We start from the raw sequence: 17,719 nt of genomic DNA, 5'->3' as shown, positions 1-17,719 counted from the left end.
TAATAATATAATTAATGTTATTGTAATAAGCTGAACTTACCTTACTAACTAACAAGATATGTCACCTTGATAAATTATGTCCTTTTTATCAGTAATTTATAATTATTTGCGCGTTTTTAAACCACCTGTCAACCTAATCAATGAGAAGTAGATGGACATAGCAATCATTGGAATTTCTTGTCAATTTCCCGATTCATTAAATTACAGCGAATTGTGGAATAATGTCATAAACCATCGTGATTCTGTTACCGAAGTTTCAGGGTTACGATGGAATAGTTCAGATTTAATGATAAATTCAGATGATTATTCTGACGCCCCCCGGCCGCAATGGGGGGCATTTCTGGACCGGATTGATTGTTTCGACAACCAATTCTTTGGCATTATTCCAAAAGTTGCTGAAACTATGGACCCTCAACAGAGGATTATGCTGGAGTTAACCTGGTCCTGCCTGGAGGATGCCGGGATCCCTCCCTCCACGCTGCGGGGGAGAAAGGTTGGCGTGGTTATCGGCGTTTTCAACAACGATTATAAAGAGCTACAGGAAAACGCTGGCCGCCCTGTTGAGGCGCACCATGCCACCGGCACGGCCACCTCGATTATTGCTAACCGCATCTCTCACTTTTTTGATTTTCGCGGGCCAAGCATGCCGATCGACTCGGCCTGCTCCAGCTCGCTGAGCGCAATTCACAGCGCTATCCAGGCCATTCAGCACGGTGACTGTGACATCGCCATCAGCGGGGGGATAAACCTTATCCTCACGCCGACCCGGCACACCTCTTTTGAAAAAATGGGCATGCTGTCGCCAACCGGCGCCTGCCACTCTTTCGATGCCGAAGCCGATGGCTACGTGCGGGGGGAAGGTGCTGGCGTACTCCTGCTTAAGCCTTTAGATAAGGCGCTGGCCGACGGCGACAATATCCACGGCGTGATCAAGGGCAGCGCGATAAACCATTGCGGCTCGACCTACACCCTCACCTACCCCAGCGCCTCTGCGCAGGCCGATGTGATAGTGGCTGCCCATCTGCGCGCGGGCATTCCTGTCAATACTGTTGGCCTGATTGAAGCGCACGGCACGGGCACCCCAAAGGGCGATCCCATTGAGTTCGAGGGCCTGGTCAGGGCATTTGGCACCCTGGCGGAACAGCAGAACATCGCGCTGGAAAATGCGTTCTGTGGCCTGACGTCGGCAAAATCCAATATCGGCCACCTCGAAGCTGCCGCAGGCGTGGCGGGGGTCATCAAAGTGTTGCAGGCCTTCAAAAACCGCAGGCTGCCCCCGCTGCGCCGCTTTTCGGCGCTGAACCCCCGCATTAACGCCACCGCTACCCCGTTCTTCTTCGTGGATCGGGTGAGTGAATGGGCGCGAATCGAGCCGAACACGCCGCTGCGCGCGGGCGTCAGTTCGTTCGGCTTTGGCGGCACTAATGCCCATCTGGTGCTGGAAGAGGCGCCTGCCGATGCCGACCGCGGGCTCGCGGCAGATGAGCCTGCAGCGTATCGCAACTACCCGATCGCGCTGTCAGCAAAAACGCCGGAGGCGCTGCTGCAAAGCCAGCGGGATCTTGCGCACTGGCTCAGTGAAAATCCCGCGGTGCCGCTGGCCGATATCAGTGCCACGCTGCTGACGCGTCGCGACAGCTTCGCCTGTCGCTTTAGCTGCGTAACTCCCGATGTGCCGGGCCTGATCGCCGCGCTGGAAAGCGCTATCGCCCCCGGCCCGCTTCAGGTATCCGGGCACGCGAGGCAGGAGGTAGAGAAAGCCAGCGTCGAAGCGGACGCGCTGCTCGATGAAATCGTCGCCGTAACGGGGGAGTCGGCCGCGTTTGCGGCGCTCCTGCAACGGCTGTGCGACTGCTATCAGTGCGGGGCGGAGGTCGCCTGGGCCAGACTCTTTAAGCAGGCGCGTTTCCGCCCAGTCGGGCTGCCCGGCTATCCCTTTGCCCGCAGCCATTTTTGGATCCCCACGGCCTGCCGCGCCCCGTTACCGCGCGCCGCCCTGCCTGCCCGGCTCAGGCGCAGGGCTGATGGCGGTCGCTCCCGTTATCAGGGGCAGCTTGAGGGAGACGAGTTCTTCTTTGCCGATCACCAGATCGCCGGACAGGCTGTGCTGCCAGGCGTAATGTACCTGGAACTGGTTCGCGCCGCCCTCACCGATGCGGCCACGCTGAAAAATGACCACCGGCTGAGTTTTTCACAGGTCACCTGGCTACGACCGCTGACGTATCAGAACGCGGCGCAGGACCTGCACGTTCAGCTGGATCCGCAGGAAGCGGCGCACTGGCGCTTTCAGATCCTCGGTAGCGACGACACTCTTTACTGCCAGGGACGGGTTGCGGCAGAGGGGGCCGCGCCTGACGCATCACCACCCAGGGAGGGATTCGCGTCTGACTTCTCTCCGCGTGAAGAAAGCGCCGCGCCCGATTCACCACCACGTGCGGAGCATGATAGCGCCGATCGCCTGCTGGATGCAGAAGCCTGCTACCAGCAGCTCGATGCCCTGCAAATGCACTACGGCGAGGGATTAACCTCTCTGCGCCAGCTTGCTGTCGGCGCGCGTACCTGCATCGCCAGCCTGGCGCTGCCTGATGCCCGGGGAACGGCGGCCCCCATCAACTGGATTATTCACCCCAGCCTGGCAGATGGTGCGCTACAGGCCGCGGTGATTTGGGTCGCCGGAATGCTCGACGCCGCCCAGCCGGACGAGAGGCTGAACGGCCCGATCGTTCCCTTCGCGCTGGAGAGGCTGGAGGTGCTGCGCGCCTGTAGCGCGACGATGACGGCTACCGTTACGCTTGCGGGAGAAAATACGCCTGGCGAAGGCGTGGCCAGGGTGGATATCAGCCTGGCCGATGCGGCGAACCCGGAGCAGATCGCGCTGCGTTTCTATGGCGTTACGCTTCGCCTGTCCGGGGAGCGTGCCGCGCAGGAAAACGCGCATCGCGCCGCCGCCCCCTCTCTGTCCCCCCATGAAGCGGCGAGCCTTTACCAGCCCTGGTGGATCCCACAGGCGGCGACAGAGGCAGAAGCGCCGCTCCGCCAGGTGGTGATTATCGGTGCATCGCAGGATACTGAGCGGCTCGCCAGCCTGCTGGCGCAGGGGGAAACCCCTCCGCAGATCCAGCAAATTCAGTTTTCATCCGCGACCAACACCGGGGCTCAACAGCGCGTTGTCTCTGTGCGGCCGGGAAACAGTGAAGATTTTATCGCGGCGGTTGATGGGCTGCTGGCGCAGGGCGCCACGCTGGATCGCATCCTGTGGGCCGCCCCCACGCTTGCCGAAGAGGACTTTACTGCGCGCCTGTGCGCCGGACCGGAAAGCCTGTTTGCGCTGACCCGGGCGCTGATGCGCAAGGTGAAGAGCGTACGCATTATTCATCTTCATCTTGCCACCCCGCGCCTGCCCGATGTCGAAGCCCTCAGCGGTTTTTATCGCACCCTGCGCATTGAAAAACCGGCCTACGCGGGCCGCGTACTGTGCTGTGAGGGCGAAAACGACGCGGCACGACTGGCGGCGCTTATCAGCAATGAATTTAACGACCCTTCAAAAGAGGCCGATGTACGCTACGTGCAGGGCGTGCGCCTGGTGCGCCGCTTTGCCGCCCAGGCGCGGGCGCCTGTTGCGCACCAGAGGCGACCACACACCGACAGCGCCGCTCAGTCCAGCGTGAATCCGTCGCCCTGTGAGCCGGTCAGGCTGCGCCAGCAGGGAACCTACCTGATCACCGGTGGGCTGGGCGGGCTGGGCCTGATCTTCGCCCGCTTCCTCTGTTCGCGCTTTGATGCCACCGTCTATTTGAGCGGCCGCTCGCAGCCCGGAGAAAAACAGCAGCAGCAGCTGATCGCGCTGACCGAACAGGGGGGAGCCGCCCACTATGTCGCCTGTGATATCAGCGAGCGCGCTGACGTACAGCGGCTGATCGACAGCATTCGCCAGTCGGGCCGCGCGCTTAACGGCATTATCCACTCGGCGGGCGTGATTGAAGACAACTTCATTCTGCGCAAGAGTCAGGAGGCCTTTAAACGGGTTATCACGCCGAAGCTGATGGGAAGCTGGCTGCTGGATGCCGAAACGCAGGACTGTCCGCTCGACTTTTTTGCCCTGTTCTCCTCCGTCACCGGCGTGCTGGGCAATATCGGCCAGTGCGATTATGCCTTTGGCAACGCGTTTGAGGATTACTTCGCCAGCCATCGTAACCGGCTCCAGCAGCGGGGTGAACGCCCCGGCAAAACGCTGTCGATCAACTGGCCTTACTGGAAAGAGGGCGGTATGCGCCTCACCGACAAGGAGGAGGCCATTCTGAACCGCCATTTCGGGATTGTGCCGCTGCTGACCGATGAGGGCACCGCCATCTTCGAATATGCCCTCAACAGCCGCGCCTCGCAGATAGTGGTGATGCCAGGGGATGCCGCACGCATCGCGGAAGCGCTGAACGTGGTCGATCCCGCCCCGGTGGGTGACGCCCAGGGCCACGACGCGCCGCTGGCGGTGCAGGATGCGGTGGTGGGCTATCTTTCCGATCTGTTCGCCCGTCGGCTGCGCATCCCACCGCATTTCGAGCGCCACGGCTTCTTCCGTGACTACGGCTTCGATTCAGTGGTGGCGATAGAGCTGGTCAGCGAGCTGCAAAAAGTATTTGGCAAATCGCTGCCAATGACGCTGTTTTTCGAGCATCCCACGATGGAAGAACTGAGCCGCTTTCTGGTCGACAACTATCAGCAGGCCTGCAGCGCGCTGCTGCCTGAGACGGCTCCCCCTGCCGCTCCGACCGCTGCCGCCTTACGCCTGGCCCCACAGGACACTGCCGCAGCCGTACGGCCTGTCCAGCAGGGATCCGCATCCCAGCGCCCTGCCCCACAGAACACCGCGGCCTCCGCCGGGGCAGCGGAGACGGCGCTAAAAACGCAGCGCGGCTATGAGGGGGACATTGCCATTACCGGCCTTGCCGGACGCTACCCCGCAGCAGAAAATCTTGAGCAGTTCTGGCAAAACCTGAGCCAGGGGCGTGATTCTGTGACTGAGGTCCCTGCTGAACGCTGGGAAGAGGCACACTGGTTCCAGCCTGGGGCGGCAACGCCCGGTAAAAGCTACAGCCGCTGGGGCGGCTTCCTCTCCGACGTCGGGCGTTTTGATCCACGCTATTTCAATATCTCTCCGAAAGAAACGGAGATTATGGATCCCAACGAGTGGCTCTTTCTGGAAACCGCCGCGCAGGCCATTGAGGATTCGGGCTATACCGCTGACCGGCTGGCCTCCCCGCTGCGCGGGCAGGAAAACCGCGTCGGCGTATACGTTGGTATCATGTGGGGCGACTATCAGCTCCACGCGGTCACCAGCCCCGAGGCGGAGTGGACCACTTCGCACTCCTCTTACTGGTCGGTTGCCAATCGGGTTTCGCACTTCTTCAATTTTTCCGGCCCGAGCCTGGCGATCGATACCGCCTGCTCCTCTTCCATTACCGCCATCCATCTGGCCTGCAATGCCCTTCGCAGCGGCGAGATATCGGTTGCCATCGCGGGTGGCGTCAACCTGTCGCTGCATCCGTACAAGTACCATTTGCTCTCTAATATGCACTTCCTCTCGACGGATGGGCGCTGCCGCAGCTTTGGCGAAGGTGGCAGCGGTTATGTTCCGGGTGAAGGCGTCGGCGCGGTGGTGCTTAAACCCCTTGCGCAGGCGCAGGCGGATGGCGACGCGATCTACGGCGTGATCCGCGGTAGCGCGGTCAATCACGGCGGGAAGGCGTCCGGCTTCACCGTGCCAAATGCGAAACGTCAGGCCGATCTGGTGACGGATGCGCTGGCGTCGGCGGGCGTTGACCCGCGCCATATCAGCTACGTTGAAGCACACGGCACGGGAACGAAACTCGGCGATCCTATTGAAATCAGCGGGCTGAACAAGGCTTTCACCGTGGCGGGCGAACCTGCCGGCCGCTGCGCCATTGGCTCGGTCAAGGCCAATATCGGGCATCTGGAGGCGGCGGCCGGAATGGCGTCGCTGACCAAAGTGCTGCTGCAGTTCAGGCATAAGACGCTGGTGCCCTCTATTCAGTCGCAGGTTATCAACCCTTTTATCGACTTTCAGAGCGGCCCCTTCCACGTACAGCAGACGCTGGCCCCGTGGCCGCGTCCGGTGGTGAACTGCCTCTCAGAGAGAGGCGCTGCCGTGCCCCGCGAGCTGCCGCGCATCGCCGGAATTAGCGCCTTCGGTGCCGGTGGCAGCAACGCGCATATGATTGTGGAAGAGTACGCTGAACCCCTGCGCGCAGCGGATGAAACGGGCCAGCCTGCGCTTATCGTGCTTTCCGCCCGTCGCGAAGCGGCGCTGCTGACGATGGCCGAACGGCTTGCCACCTTTATTGAGCAGCATCCCGACCTGTCGCTACAGGACGCGGCCTGGACGCTCCAGGTTGGGCGCGTTGCGCACGAACACCGGCTGGCGCTGGTAGCGGAGAAAGCCGGGGATGCCGTCAGAGCGCTGCGCGCCTTTACGCAGCAGCACCTGTCCGGGCTGATGACGGGACATCGGGATAATGCCCGTCAGGCGACGAACACGCCGCCGCTGGCCGAGTGGATCCGCCAGGGCCGCCTTGGCGCGCTGGGTGAGGCCTGGGCGAATGGCCACGCCGTGGACTGGTACGCCCTGCACGCCGGTCATTTACGCCGACGCGTCTCGCTGCCCGGCTACGCCTTCCAGCGTCAGGATTGCTGGGCGCCTGCCGCTCCTGCAACACCCCGCGCCGCCGCGCTGCATCCCCTGATTGATAGTAATATTTCTACCCTTGCCGAACAGGCTTTTCACAAAACGCTGCGGGCAGACGAGTTCCTGCTAAATGACCACCGGCTGGGCGAAAATCGCATCCTTCCCGGTGCTGCCTGCATCGAAATGGCGCTCACCGCCAGCGAACTCGCCCTGAAAGGGAACGCGCTGCCCGCGACGGGCGATTTGCCTGTCCTCCCGCAGGTGGAGGATGTGCAATGGCTACGGCCCGTTGTGGTCGGCGGCTCGCTTGAGATCGGCATTGCCCTGCTGCCGTCGCGCGGCGGGCTTGAGTTTGACCTCTACCGCACCGATGACGAACACCGGCACACCTGCGCGCGCGGACGGCTGAGTCCCGGCACCGCATCACCGCCTCCGGCGGTCGATCTGAGTCGCTTCTTTGACAGCGGCCAGTTGCTGCAACGCAGTGAGCTGGACGCCGCATTTACCCAGCGTGGCTTCACCTTTGGTCCGGCGTTCCAGATCCTCGAACGCCTCTGGTTCAGTGCCGACGAGGCGCTGGCGGAGCTGAAATTTCCCGGTAGCCTGAACAGGGTTCCTCTGCTACAGCCGTTTATTCTGCCGCCGTCGCTGCTGGATGGCGCATTCCGCACGGTATTAGGCATCGGTGGCCTTACCGCAGCGAAAAGCGTTATTGAGGTCCCGGTTGCACTGGCGCGCTTACAGGTGTTCGGCCCGGTTAACGCCGTCTGCTATAGCTGGGCGCGCCGTCATACCGCCCAGGCGGCAGGCGCTAGCGCCACCCACTACGATATCGATCTGCTCGATAGCGCAGGCCGCGTGGTGGTGAGGATCGCACGGCTACAGACCCAGCTCGCCCCCCACCTGGGGCTTCAGGCCAGCGCGGGTGCGGCACACAGTGCCAACCTGGCAGTTAGCGCAGGCATATCGCACAGTGCCAACCGGGCAGTCAGCGCAGGCATCGCACACAGCACAGATCGCGCGGTCAGCACGGACATATCACAGAGTACAAACCAACCGCCTGGCGCGACGGCGGCTGCGGCCCCGCTGGCGAAAGCTACCGTTCTGCCTGCGGCCGCTTCGCCGCGCGAGAGCGTCCTTAACCTGCTGATCGCCAGGGTTATTGAGGTAACCAGGCTTGATGCGGGGGAAGTGGGTGCCACAACGCTGCTCGCCGATTACGGCCTGGATTCAATCATGATTCTGGCGCTGAACGAGACGCTCACGGCGACGTTCGGAGAGGTGCCGCAAACGCTGTTCTATGAATATGAAGACCTCGCCTCGCTGGCCGACTTCCTGATTGAGACCTGCGGCGATCAGGCCGCCGCCCTGCAGCCAGCGGTCACCAGGGTAGCGGTAGCGGCACCCGTGCTGTCGCTGGTTGCAGCAGAGACAGCAGAGACAGCAGAGACAGCAGAGACAGCAGAGACAGCAAGTAAACCGCTGTCGCCGCTGATAGCAATGGATGCCGCGGATAAACTGGCGCTGAACCCATTATCAGGGACGGCAGGGTCGCCTGATGACCGGCCTGTATCCTGCGATCTTCTGTCTGTCATCACCGATGACCAGCCTGGAACGCGCGATATCCTGCTCGCTGCCATGACCGCGGCGCTGGACTCTGCGGCGGCCGGCTGTACCGCCCAAACCCCGCTGCACCTGTGGCCGGTGGATACCCTCAGCCAGATCCGACTCCAGGCCGAGCTGGAGAGACATTTCTCTGGCGTCAGCGCAAACGATCTCTATCTCCACGCGACCCTGGACAGCTGGGCGGCAGAGATTGACGCCGATGACCTGGCGACCGCCAGGGCGCAGACGGCGCACTCCGCCCGCACCACTCCGACGGCCAGTGCAACTACGCTTCGATCCGCCCGCACCTCTCCGGCGGCCAGTGCAACTACGCCTCGATCCGCCCGCACCTCTCCGGCGGCCAGTGCAACTACGCCGCGCTCCGCCACGGCCTCATCGGCAACACATATGCGTTCGGCGCATAGCGCGCCCGCGTCTGCGCCGCATATGCGGCTAAGCCTGGCGGAGCTGCTGAATTCATCCCGTGCCGACACGCTGAAACGACACGCCGGGTTAAGCCCGCAGGAGACGGACGCCCGGCAGGATATCGCCGTTATCGGGCTAAGTGGCCGCTATCCGGGTGCCCGCAACCTTGAGGAGTTCTGGGCCAACCTCTGCGCCGGAAAGGACAGCATCACGGAAATCCCGCTGTCGCGCTGGGACGTCAGCGAACACTACTCCCCCGAGCGGGGAAGCAAGGATTCGGTGTACAGCAAATGGGGCGGATTTATTGACGATATCGATCAGTTCGATACCCAGTATTTCAATATTTCTCCGCGCGAAGCGGAGCTGCTGGATCCCCAGGAGCGGCTTTTCCTGCAAACCGCGTGGGAGTGCGTTTCCGATGCCTGCTATTCGCGCCAGGCGCTGAGCAGATCGCAGGTTGGCGTCTACGTTGGCGTCATGTGGGGCCAGTATCAGTTTATTGAGACCACCGCCAGACAGCACGAGTCGGGGTGGGCGATGGCGCTGCACTCTTCGGTAGCAAACCGCGTCTCCTTCTACTTCAACCTTGACGGTCCCAGCGTCGCGCTGGATTCGATGTGTTCATCATCCCTGACCGCCCTGCATATGGCCTGCCAGGCCATTCACAGCGGTGACTGCAAAATGGCGATCGCGGGTGGGGTCAATCTCATCGTCCATCCGATGAAATATTACCAGCTGGGTCAGAACCAGTTCCTCTCCAGCGACGGCCGCTGTCGGGCCTTCGGTGAAGGTGGCGATGGCTACGTGCCAGGTGAAGGTATGGGCGCCGTGCTGCTTAAGCCGCTGCAGCAGGCGCTGGAAGACGGCGACCAGATTTATGGCGTCATCAAGGCCACGGCCATTAATCACGGCGGCAAAACCAGCGGCTTCACGGTGCCGAATCAGGCCGCGCAAAGCCAGGTCGTGAGCACGGCGTTTCAGCGCGCGGGCTGGCAGCCTGACTCCCTGAGCTATATCGAAGCGCACGGTACCGGCACCTCGCTGGGCGATCCTATTGAAATCGCCGGGCTGACGAAGGCTTTCTCGCGCATTTCGGCTGAAACGCAAGGCGCGCAGCAGCCTCAGCCTGGCCAGTGCCGCATCGGATCGGTGAAAAGTAATATCGGCCACCTGGAGTCCGCTGCGGGTATTGCCGGGCTAACCAAAATCCTGCTGCAAATGCGATATCGCAGGCTGGTACCGTCGCTGCATGCCGACAGGCTTAACGAGAAAATCAACTTTACGGCCTCGCCGTTCCGCGTGGTACGCGCGCTTGAGAAGTGGGAGTCGACGCCCGATCTGCCGCGACGAGCTGGCCTGAGCGCGTTCGGGGCCGGAGGGTCAAACGCGCACGTCCTGATAGAAGAGGGGCCGCACCCTGCCCCATCCGCCAGTGCGGTTGCTGAACCCCGACTGTTCGTCCTCTCGGCGGACAGTGACGCGCGTCTGGCGCGCTATGTGGCGCGGATGATCGGCTTTCTGCGCCGCATCGTACGCGACCCTGACACCGCGCCCGACTTCGCGTCGCTGGCTTACTCATCGCTGATTGGGCGGGATACCATGACCGAACGCCTGGCGGTGGTGGCGGGAAGCGCGGTAGAGCTCCTTACGCAGCTTGAGCAGTACCGCGATCAAGGCGCGGCCACGCAGCTCTGCCGTGGACGACTGGTCGGCAGCAACGACCGGCTGGATACTATTCTGGCGGCGGCGCAGCTTGATGAACTGGTAGATAGCCTGGTTCAGGAGCGGCAGCTGACCCGGCTTGCCCGCCTGTGGACGACCACGCTGGATCTCAGCTGGGATCGCTACGCCAGGCCACTGTTTGACAGCGCCGCCGCGCCCGGCGCGGTGCGACGCGTCTCCTTCCCGCCTCTGCCGCTGATAACGCGCAGGCACTGGCTGGAACTGCCTTCCGGTCAGCCCGGTCAGGGCCGCGCCCGCGCGCTGCATCCGCTGCTTGACGAAAATATCTCGACGCTCTCACGTCAGGGATTTAGCAAGCAGTTTACCGGTCGGGAAAGCTATCTTCGCGACCATGTGATTGATACCGGCGAGCCACGGATGATACTGCCTGGCTCCGCCTGGCTTGAAATGGTGCGGGCGGCGGGCGAGCGGGCGATTGATGACGGCTGGAAGGTCGGCGCTATCCGCAATCTGATGTGGATGACGCCCGTCGAGGTAGAAAGTGCGCCCGTAAATATTGACATCGGGCTGGCGCATCAGAGCGGTGACAGCGTTCGCGTGGAGGTGCTAAACCTCACCACCCACCAGCTGGCCATAGAGGCAGAGGTGGTGTATTACCCCGACGCGCCTGACGCCGCGGACGAATGGGTCGACCTTGCCGCGCTGCGCGCCGCCGGGAAACGCGAAGATGACCAGGCCGCGTTCTACGCTGAATTCGCGCGAATGGGCTTTGCTTACGGCCCGAGCTATCGGGTAACGCGCGAGCGCTATCGCTTCGCCGACTCGGCGCTAAGCCACCTCTGCCTGCCGGAGACCGCTGCCGCCACGGCCGATGCGTTTTACCTGCACCCTTCCCTGCTGGACGGTGCGCTGCGCACCTGCCTGGCGGTCGGGCTGGAGCCGTCTGGCTACAGCCTGCCGATGGTGCCGTTTTTCCTCGGCGAACTGGCGCTGCGCCATCCGCTGGGCCGTGAGTGTTATGCCTGGGTCACCCCGGCGCAGTCGCGCCCCCAGGACGACGACCTTAACAGCAGCGTGCGTAAGTTTGATATTACGCTGATGGATACCGAGGGCCGCGTGCTGGCCCGACTGACGGACTTTGCGGCGCGTATGCTGACCGGCAGCGACAGCAACGTCAGCAACGTCGGCAACGTCAGCAACGTCGGCAACGTCAGCAACGTCAGCAACGTCGGCAACGTCAGCAACGAACACAATATTAGCAGCGATGGCAACAGCGCGAACGCCGTCCCGGCGCAGCAGGCGGTACAGTTCTATGGCTATAGCTGGGTTGAATCGCCGCTGCCCGCCGCCCGGTCAGCAGGCGGTGACGTAGACTGTGCGCTAAACGGTGACGCCGCCGTGCCACAGGTGCTTGTCCTCAGTCAGGATCCCTCGCTGGCCGGGGCCCTGCGCGGGCTGTATGGAGACAGTGCCAGGGTCATTGCCGTGACGCCAGGCAGTGAGTTTGTTCAGCATGATGCGCACCGGTTCAGCGCCGATCCGCTGTCGATCGCCAGCATGCAGACGCTGTGCGCGCAGCTCGACGCACAGCAGCTTTGGCCCACCCATATCGTTGAGGCATCCGGCGCGGATACACACTTTGATCCGTTGCCGGACGACGGTTCTGCCACACGGCTGCATAGCGGCCTGCAGACGCTTCGCTCGCTGTTTGTTGCGCTGGAGCGGGTGAAGCCGGGTCAGACGCTACGCTGCGCCAGCCTGTATGTTACCGAGCCGCACCGGGCCGAACCGCAGAATGACGCGCTGAGCGGTTATGCGCGCTCGCTGCTGACCATCAACCACCGTTTTGAGCTGTTTACGCTGCGCAGCGAAGCCCGGGATAGCGCTGCGCTGGCCGGATGCGTCTGGCAGGAGTTCGTGCAGCGGCCCACGTCGGAAGCCGGGCTGGAGCTGGCGTACTGGAGCGGCAAGCGCTACCAGCGCCAGCTCAGCGAAATAACGCCTCCGGTCGCAAACGACGATGCGCGCCTGCCATTTGTCCGTCAGGGCTGCTATCTGATCACCGGCGGCGCAGGCAAGCTGGGCCTGCTGATGGCCCGCTATCTGGCGTCACACTATCAGGCGCGCCTGGTGTTAAGCGGGCGCGCTGCCCAGCCGGGTGGAGCCGTCCAGCAGCAGCTGGCGATAATGCGCGAGCAGGGAGCGGAAGTATGCTACATCGCCGCGGATATCGCCCAGCCGGGCGGGGCTGATGCGCTGGTTGGACAGGCGAAAGCGGCATTTGGCTCGCTGAATGGCGTGCTTCACTGCGCGGGCGTCGCCAGCGCCACGCCTGTCACCGAGCTGGACGATGCGGAGTTTGCCGCGCTGATTGGCCCTAAAGTCGATGGCCTGGTCGCGCTCGATCGCGCCACGGCGCAGGAGCCACTCGCCCTGTTCGTAAACTTCTCCTCTGTCTCGGCGGTGCTGGGCGATCTCGGCTCGGGTGCCTATGCCGCAGGCAATCGTTTTATGGACAGTCATGCCGTCTGGCGTACCGCAATGGTCAGTCAGGGCCTGCGTTCCGGCCAGAGCCTTTCCGTCAACTGGCCGCTGTGGGCCAGCGGGCAGATGGATATCACCGCCGATGATGTCTCGCTATTTGAGTTTTCCGGCATGTCGGCGCTGGAGGCAGAGGCCGGTATTGATGCCCTCAGACGCGCCCTGCTTGAACAGCGCCCTGAGCTGCTGGTGATGGTCGGCGACCGCGCCAAAATCGCCCGCGCCCTGCGTATCCAGACCGATCCACGCCAGGCCGATGCGGCGAAACCACATGGAGATCGCGCGGCAGCGCCGCATAACGCGGCGGCTCACGGCGGTTCGGCGGAAGCGCAGCATAACGCGGTGGCTCACGGCGGTTCGGCGGGAGCGCAGCATAGCGCGGTGGCTCACGGCGGTTCGGCGACAGCACAGCCTGGCGCCCTCACTCAGGCTGAAAACGCGCTCAGGGCGCATATCTCGGCAATCACCAAAATGCCCGCCAGCGATATCGCCGTGGATGCCACCTTTGAGCAGTTGGGTATGGATTCAGTCATGCTGATGGAACTGCGCGCGCTGCTGGAAAAAGAGTATGAAGGGCTGTCGAAAACGGCACCCTTTGAGTTTGATACCACCTCGAAGCTTGCCGCACACCTTCACCAGCGCTACAGCGCAGGCCTGCCACCGCAAACAGCGGCGGTGCAGCCACAGGCCGCCCTGTCTGCGGTCCGAAGCGCTACCGCAACGGAAATCGCACAAAATGCCGGTAAGTATCGCGATTCCGATCCCATCCTGCGTTCACGGTTTGTGCCGACATCCTCCCTGCCCGCCAGCGTGCAGGGCGACAGCGAGGCGGTGGCGATTGTCGGCCTTGCCGGAGAATTCCCCGGTGCCGACAGCCTGGCGGCGTTCTGGGACAACATCCAGGCGGGCAAAGAGTGCCTCAGCCCCATTCCACAGGCGCGCTGGACGGTGCGGGCGGATGATAAAGGGAACCCGCGCTACGTCAATCGCGGCGGCTTCCTCGACAATGCGGATCGTTTCGATCCCGATATGTTCCGCATGACGCTTGATGAGGCCAGCCGCCTTGATCCTCAGGTGCGCGTGCTGCTGCGCTCGGCGTGGCACGCGCTGGAGGATGCGGGCTATACGCCATCGTCGCTCAGGGCGCAGCAGGTCGGCGTTTACGTCGGCGCGATGAACGAGGACTTCACCTGGATTATGTCCGGACTGTATGCGGAAACGGGCGTCTATCCCGGTGCGGGTTCCGTGGTCAGCGAGCTGGCTAACCGCATCTCGTTTTTGATGAATCTGCGCGGGCCGAGTCTTAGCATCGCGGCAACCTGTGCCTCGTCGTTGACCAGCGTGCACCTTGCGCGGCGGGCCATTCTCGGCGGCGAGTGTGATATGGCGCTGGCGGGCGGCATCAACCTCAGCCTGCACCCCAGCAAATATATGCTGCTGCAAAATATGAAAGTGCTGTCGCCGCACGGCAGCGAACGCACCTTTGACGATCGGGCCGATGGACTGATCCCCAGCGAAGGATCCGGCATGGTGGTGCTAAAAAGGCTCAGCCGTGCGCGGGAGGATGGCGACCATATCTACGGCGTGCTGCGCGGTTCGTGCATCGGCCACGCGGGAACCGGTGCCGGGCAATATATGCCCAGCCTGGCAGTGATGGAAGAGACGGCCAGCCGGGCGCTGAACGAGGCGCAAATTGATATTCGTGAGCTGACCTACATCGAAAGCCACGGTGCCGCGACCGAGCTGGGCGACCCCATTGAGCTGAAGGCGCTGGCTAATGCGCTGCGTCGGCAGACGGATGCTTTGCAGTTCTGCTCGCTGGGAACGAAAGCGAACCTCGGGCATATGGAGGCCGCATCCGGCATCTGTTCGCTGATCAAGGTGCTGTTAAGTATGCAGCATGGGCGGATAGCGCCCTGCGCAAACCTGACTAACATCAACGCGTCTTTCGAGCATCAGGGATCGCCCTTTACCTTCCCGCGTGAGGCGTGCGACTGGAGCCGCAATGCGCGAGGTTCCCGCCTGGCGGGGATCAACTCCTTCGGCATGGGCGGCTCCACCGCATTTGTCGTTGTGGAGTCGCAAGAGGCCGACGCGACGCAGCCTTTCGCGGGCAGCGACAGGGATACCACGCCGCACAACTGCCTGTTGCCCATGGCAGGCAGCGACAAAGACAGGATGCCGCAGAGGGTTCAGCCGCGTATCGCGGACAGCAGCATAGATGTCACGCCCCAGATTGTGGTGCTCTCCGCGCGCCGGGCTGAACGCCTGAGCGCTTACGCCAGCGCCCTGCGGGACTTTGTGCAGCAGCAGGGCAGCAGGCTGAATCTGGCCGATCTCGCCTGGACCAGCCAGACCGGCCGCGTCGCCTTTGAAAACCGGCTGGCGGTGGTGGCATCCAGCAGCAGTGAGCTGCTGGCGAAGCTGGGATCCTTTATTGCCGACCCTGACGCCGACGGGGCTAACCGTGACATTTACAGCGGCAACGTGCGCGAGCGGAGCGAAGTCTCGCAGCTGATCGCCGGTGAGGCAGGAAAAAGCTTTGTCCGCGAGCTGGTGCAGACGCAGCAGCTCGCGCGGGTAGCGGCGCTCTGGTGCCGCGACTGTGACGTTGACTGGATGCTGCTACACCGCGATGCCCCGCGTCAGCGCGTGGCCTTCCCTGGCTATCCCTTTGCGAGCGAGCTGTGCGACCTCTATGCCGCCCTGCATCCTGACGCGCCGCGCCGGGCAGCAGCCGATGAAATGCCCGCGGCTTTGCTGCCGCTTCCGGTGTCCGGGGCGATCGATGACCCCGCGCTTCCTCAGGCATGGTTTGCTTCCCGGCTGAGCGACCGCAAAGCAGTGGCGCTAAGCAAAAAGCAGCTGAAAGCGTTCTGGACCCGCGAAACAGCAAGCTGCACGGAATCAGGCTCGCTGCTGGCCGCCCTGCGCCTTATCGCCGGGGATAGCCAGAGCGCAGCCGCCTCCCTGATCGCCCGCGAGGAGGAGCCCCGCGCAGCCGCAGCGCCGCGCCTCCCGGATGACGCTTCCCGCACGTTAGTCGGGCATTGCCTGGTAGAGCGTCAGCCGGGTAGCGATACCGTGGCGGCGCTGCAGGCCTGCACGCAGCGTCTGGAAATCAGCCTGGAAACGCTGATCGCCGCAGGCTGGGCGCTATTGATCAACCGCCATACCAAAGCCACCGCCCCGGCGTTCGGCTGGCTGCGATCCGTCGGATCGGATCGCGAACTGCCGCTAACCCTCCTGCCGGTGCGGATCCAGGCCGTTGGGCGACAGAAGATCGCCCCCTGGCTCGCGGCCACAGAGGAACAGCTTGCACAGCGCCTCGATCATGCTGGCACCGCGCCAGGACAGATTGCGCCGTGGACGCGTGGCATCGCCCCGCTTGAAAGCGCGCTAATCCTGACCGACACCGCCACGGCTACTGCCAGCGCCAGTGAGGCTCGCCTGATTGATGATCTTTTCGCCGCTCACCCCACGCTGCATCTGGCGCTGCGGGTCCAGGTTGAGGCGCACGGCCTGCATCTGCGTCTGGGTTACCGGGCGGACAATCAGCCTGCTGCACCGCTGGAGCAGCTGCTGGAGCAGCTTGAGATCCTGCTTGAAGGACTCGCCAGCCACCCTGACCGCAACCCGGCAGCGCTCACGATGCGCAGTAAACACGAAGGGCGAAAAGCCTTCTGGAACACGCTTGAACAACTTAATCCGCAGGAGCAGGCCCAATGAAAGTATTGCTTACGGGTGCGAACGGGTTCGTCGGACTCAACGTGGTGACCGCGCTGCTGGCGGCGGGTCATCAGGTGACGGCCTGGGTGCGTCCCACCTCCAATCTGACCTTCCTCAAGCCTTTCGGCATCGACCTGTTGCAGGGAGAGCTGCATGACCAGGTGGCGCTGCGTACGGCGATGGAGAGGCATGACGCCGTGATCCATACGGCAGGGAATACCAGCAGCAACCGTCGTGACTGGCCGCTGCTGGAAGCGGCGAATATTGCTGGCACCCGTGCGGTCACCGACGCGGCGCTGGAGAGTGGGATCGCACGCCTGGTCTATACCAGTACCACGTCAACCCTCGGCGCTCATAACGACCCGCTCGCCATGGCGACCGAAGAGACGCCGCTGCGCGGATTTCGCGCGCGCAATCCCTATGCCATCAGCAAACTCCGCGCCGAGACGCTGGTGCGCCGCGCCTGCGATCGCGGGCTGTCGGCGGTGATCCTCAATCCCGCCGAAGTGCTGGGCGCATTTGATTATTCCATGCAGTGGGGACGCATGGTGCTGGCGGTTTACCACAACCAGCTCCCCTTTATGCCGCCGGGCGGCGCCAGCTTCTGCTCCGCCGCCGATGTCGGTCAGGCGCACGTCAGCGCGCTGACTCGCGGTCGCAGCGGTGAGAACTACATCATTGCCGGGACCCCGGCGCGCTATACCGAACTGATCGCCAAAATCGAATCGGTCCTGCTGCGTAAGGTGGATACCCCCCAAACCCATTATTCGCGTTTCTGGCTGAAAACGCTGTTGCAGGAAAAACTCCCCTGGCTGGTGCGTGGCGAACCGGTAGTCGATGCCTATCGTCTGCGCGTATTCGGCGGGGTTTATTACTTCAGCAGCGCCAAAGCAGAGCGCGAACTGGGCTATCAGCCCACTTCCCTGCGCCGAATGGTAAGCGACTGTGCCTCCTGGTATGAGGCCAATGGCTTTATTGCATCCGGGCAACCTGAAACATCCTCCGTGAAAGAGTAACCCTCTAAGGTGTCGTATT

The 17,719-nt window shown here is 62.9% G+C and carries 2 protein-coding genes; both read left to right on the top strand.

Going from position 1 to position 17,719, the window contains the following annotated elements:
• Positions 1–151 precede the first annotated feature (151 nt).
• Positions 152–16,684, top strand: a complete 16,533-nt coding sequence (locus tag ACLRGG_RS08585; RefSeq protein WP_416249325.1) for an SDR family NAD(P)-dependent oxidoreductase — start codon at positions 152–154, stop codon at positions 16,682–16,684.
• Positions 16,681–17,700 (top strand): NAD-dependent epimerase/dehydratase family protein, encoded by a 1,020-nt coding sequence (locus tag ACLRGG_RS08580; RefSeq protein ID WP_416249324.1) that lies wholly within the window; start codon positions 16,681–16,683, stop codon positions 17,698–17,700. The genes ACLRGG_RS08585 and ACLRGG_RS08580 overlap by 4 nt, the downstream gene beginning before the upstream one ends.
• The last annotated feature ends 19 nt before the right edge of the window (positions 17,701–17,719 follow it).

The sequence above is a fragment of the Erwinia sp. PPS120 genome, from assembly GCF_047918655.1.
Lineage (GTDB): Bacteria > Pseudomonadota > Gammaproteobacteria > Enterobacterales > Enterobacteriaceae > Erwinia > Erwinia tasmaniensis_A.
This window is presented reverse-complemented; position numbering and strand designations above follow the sequence as displayed.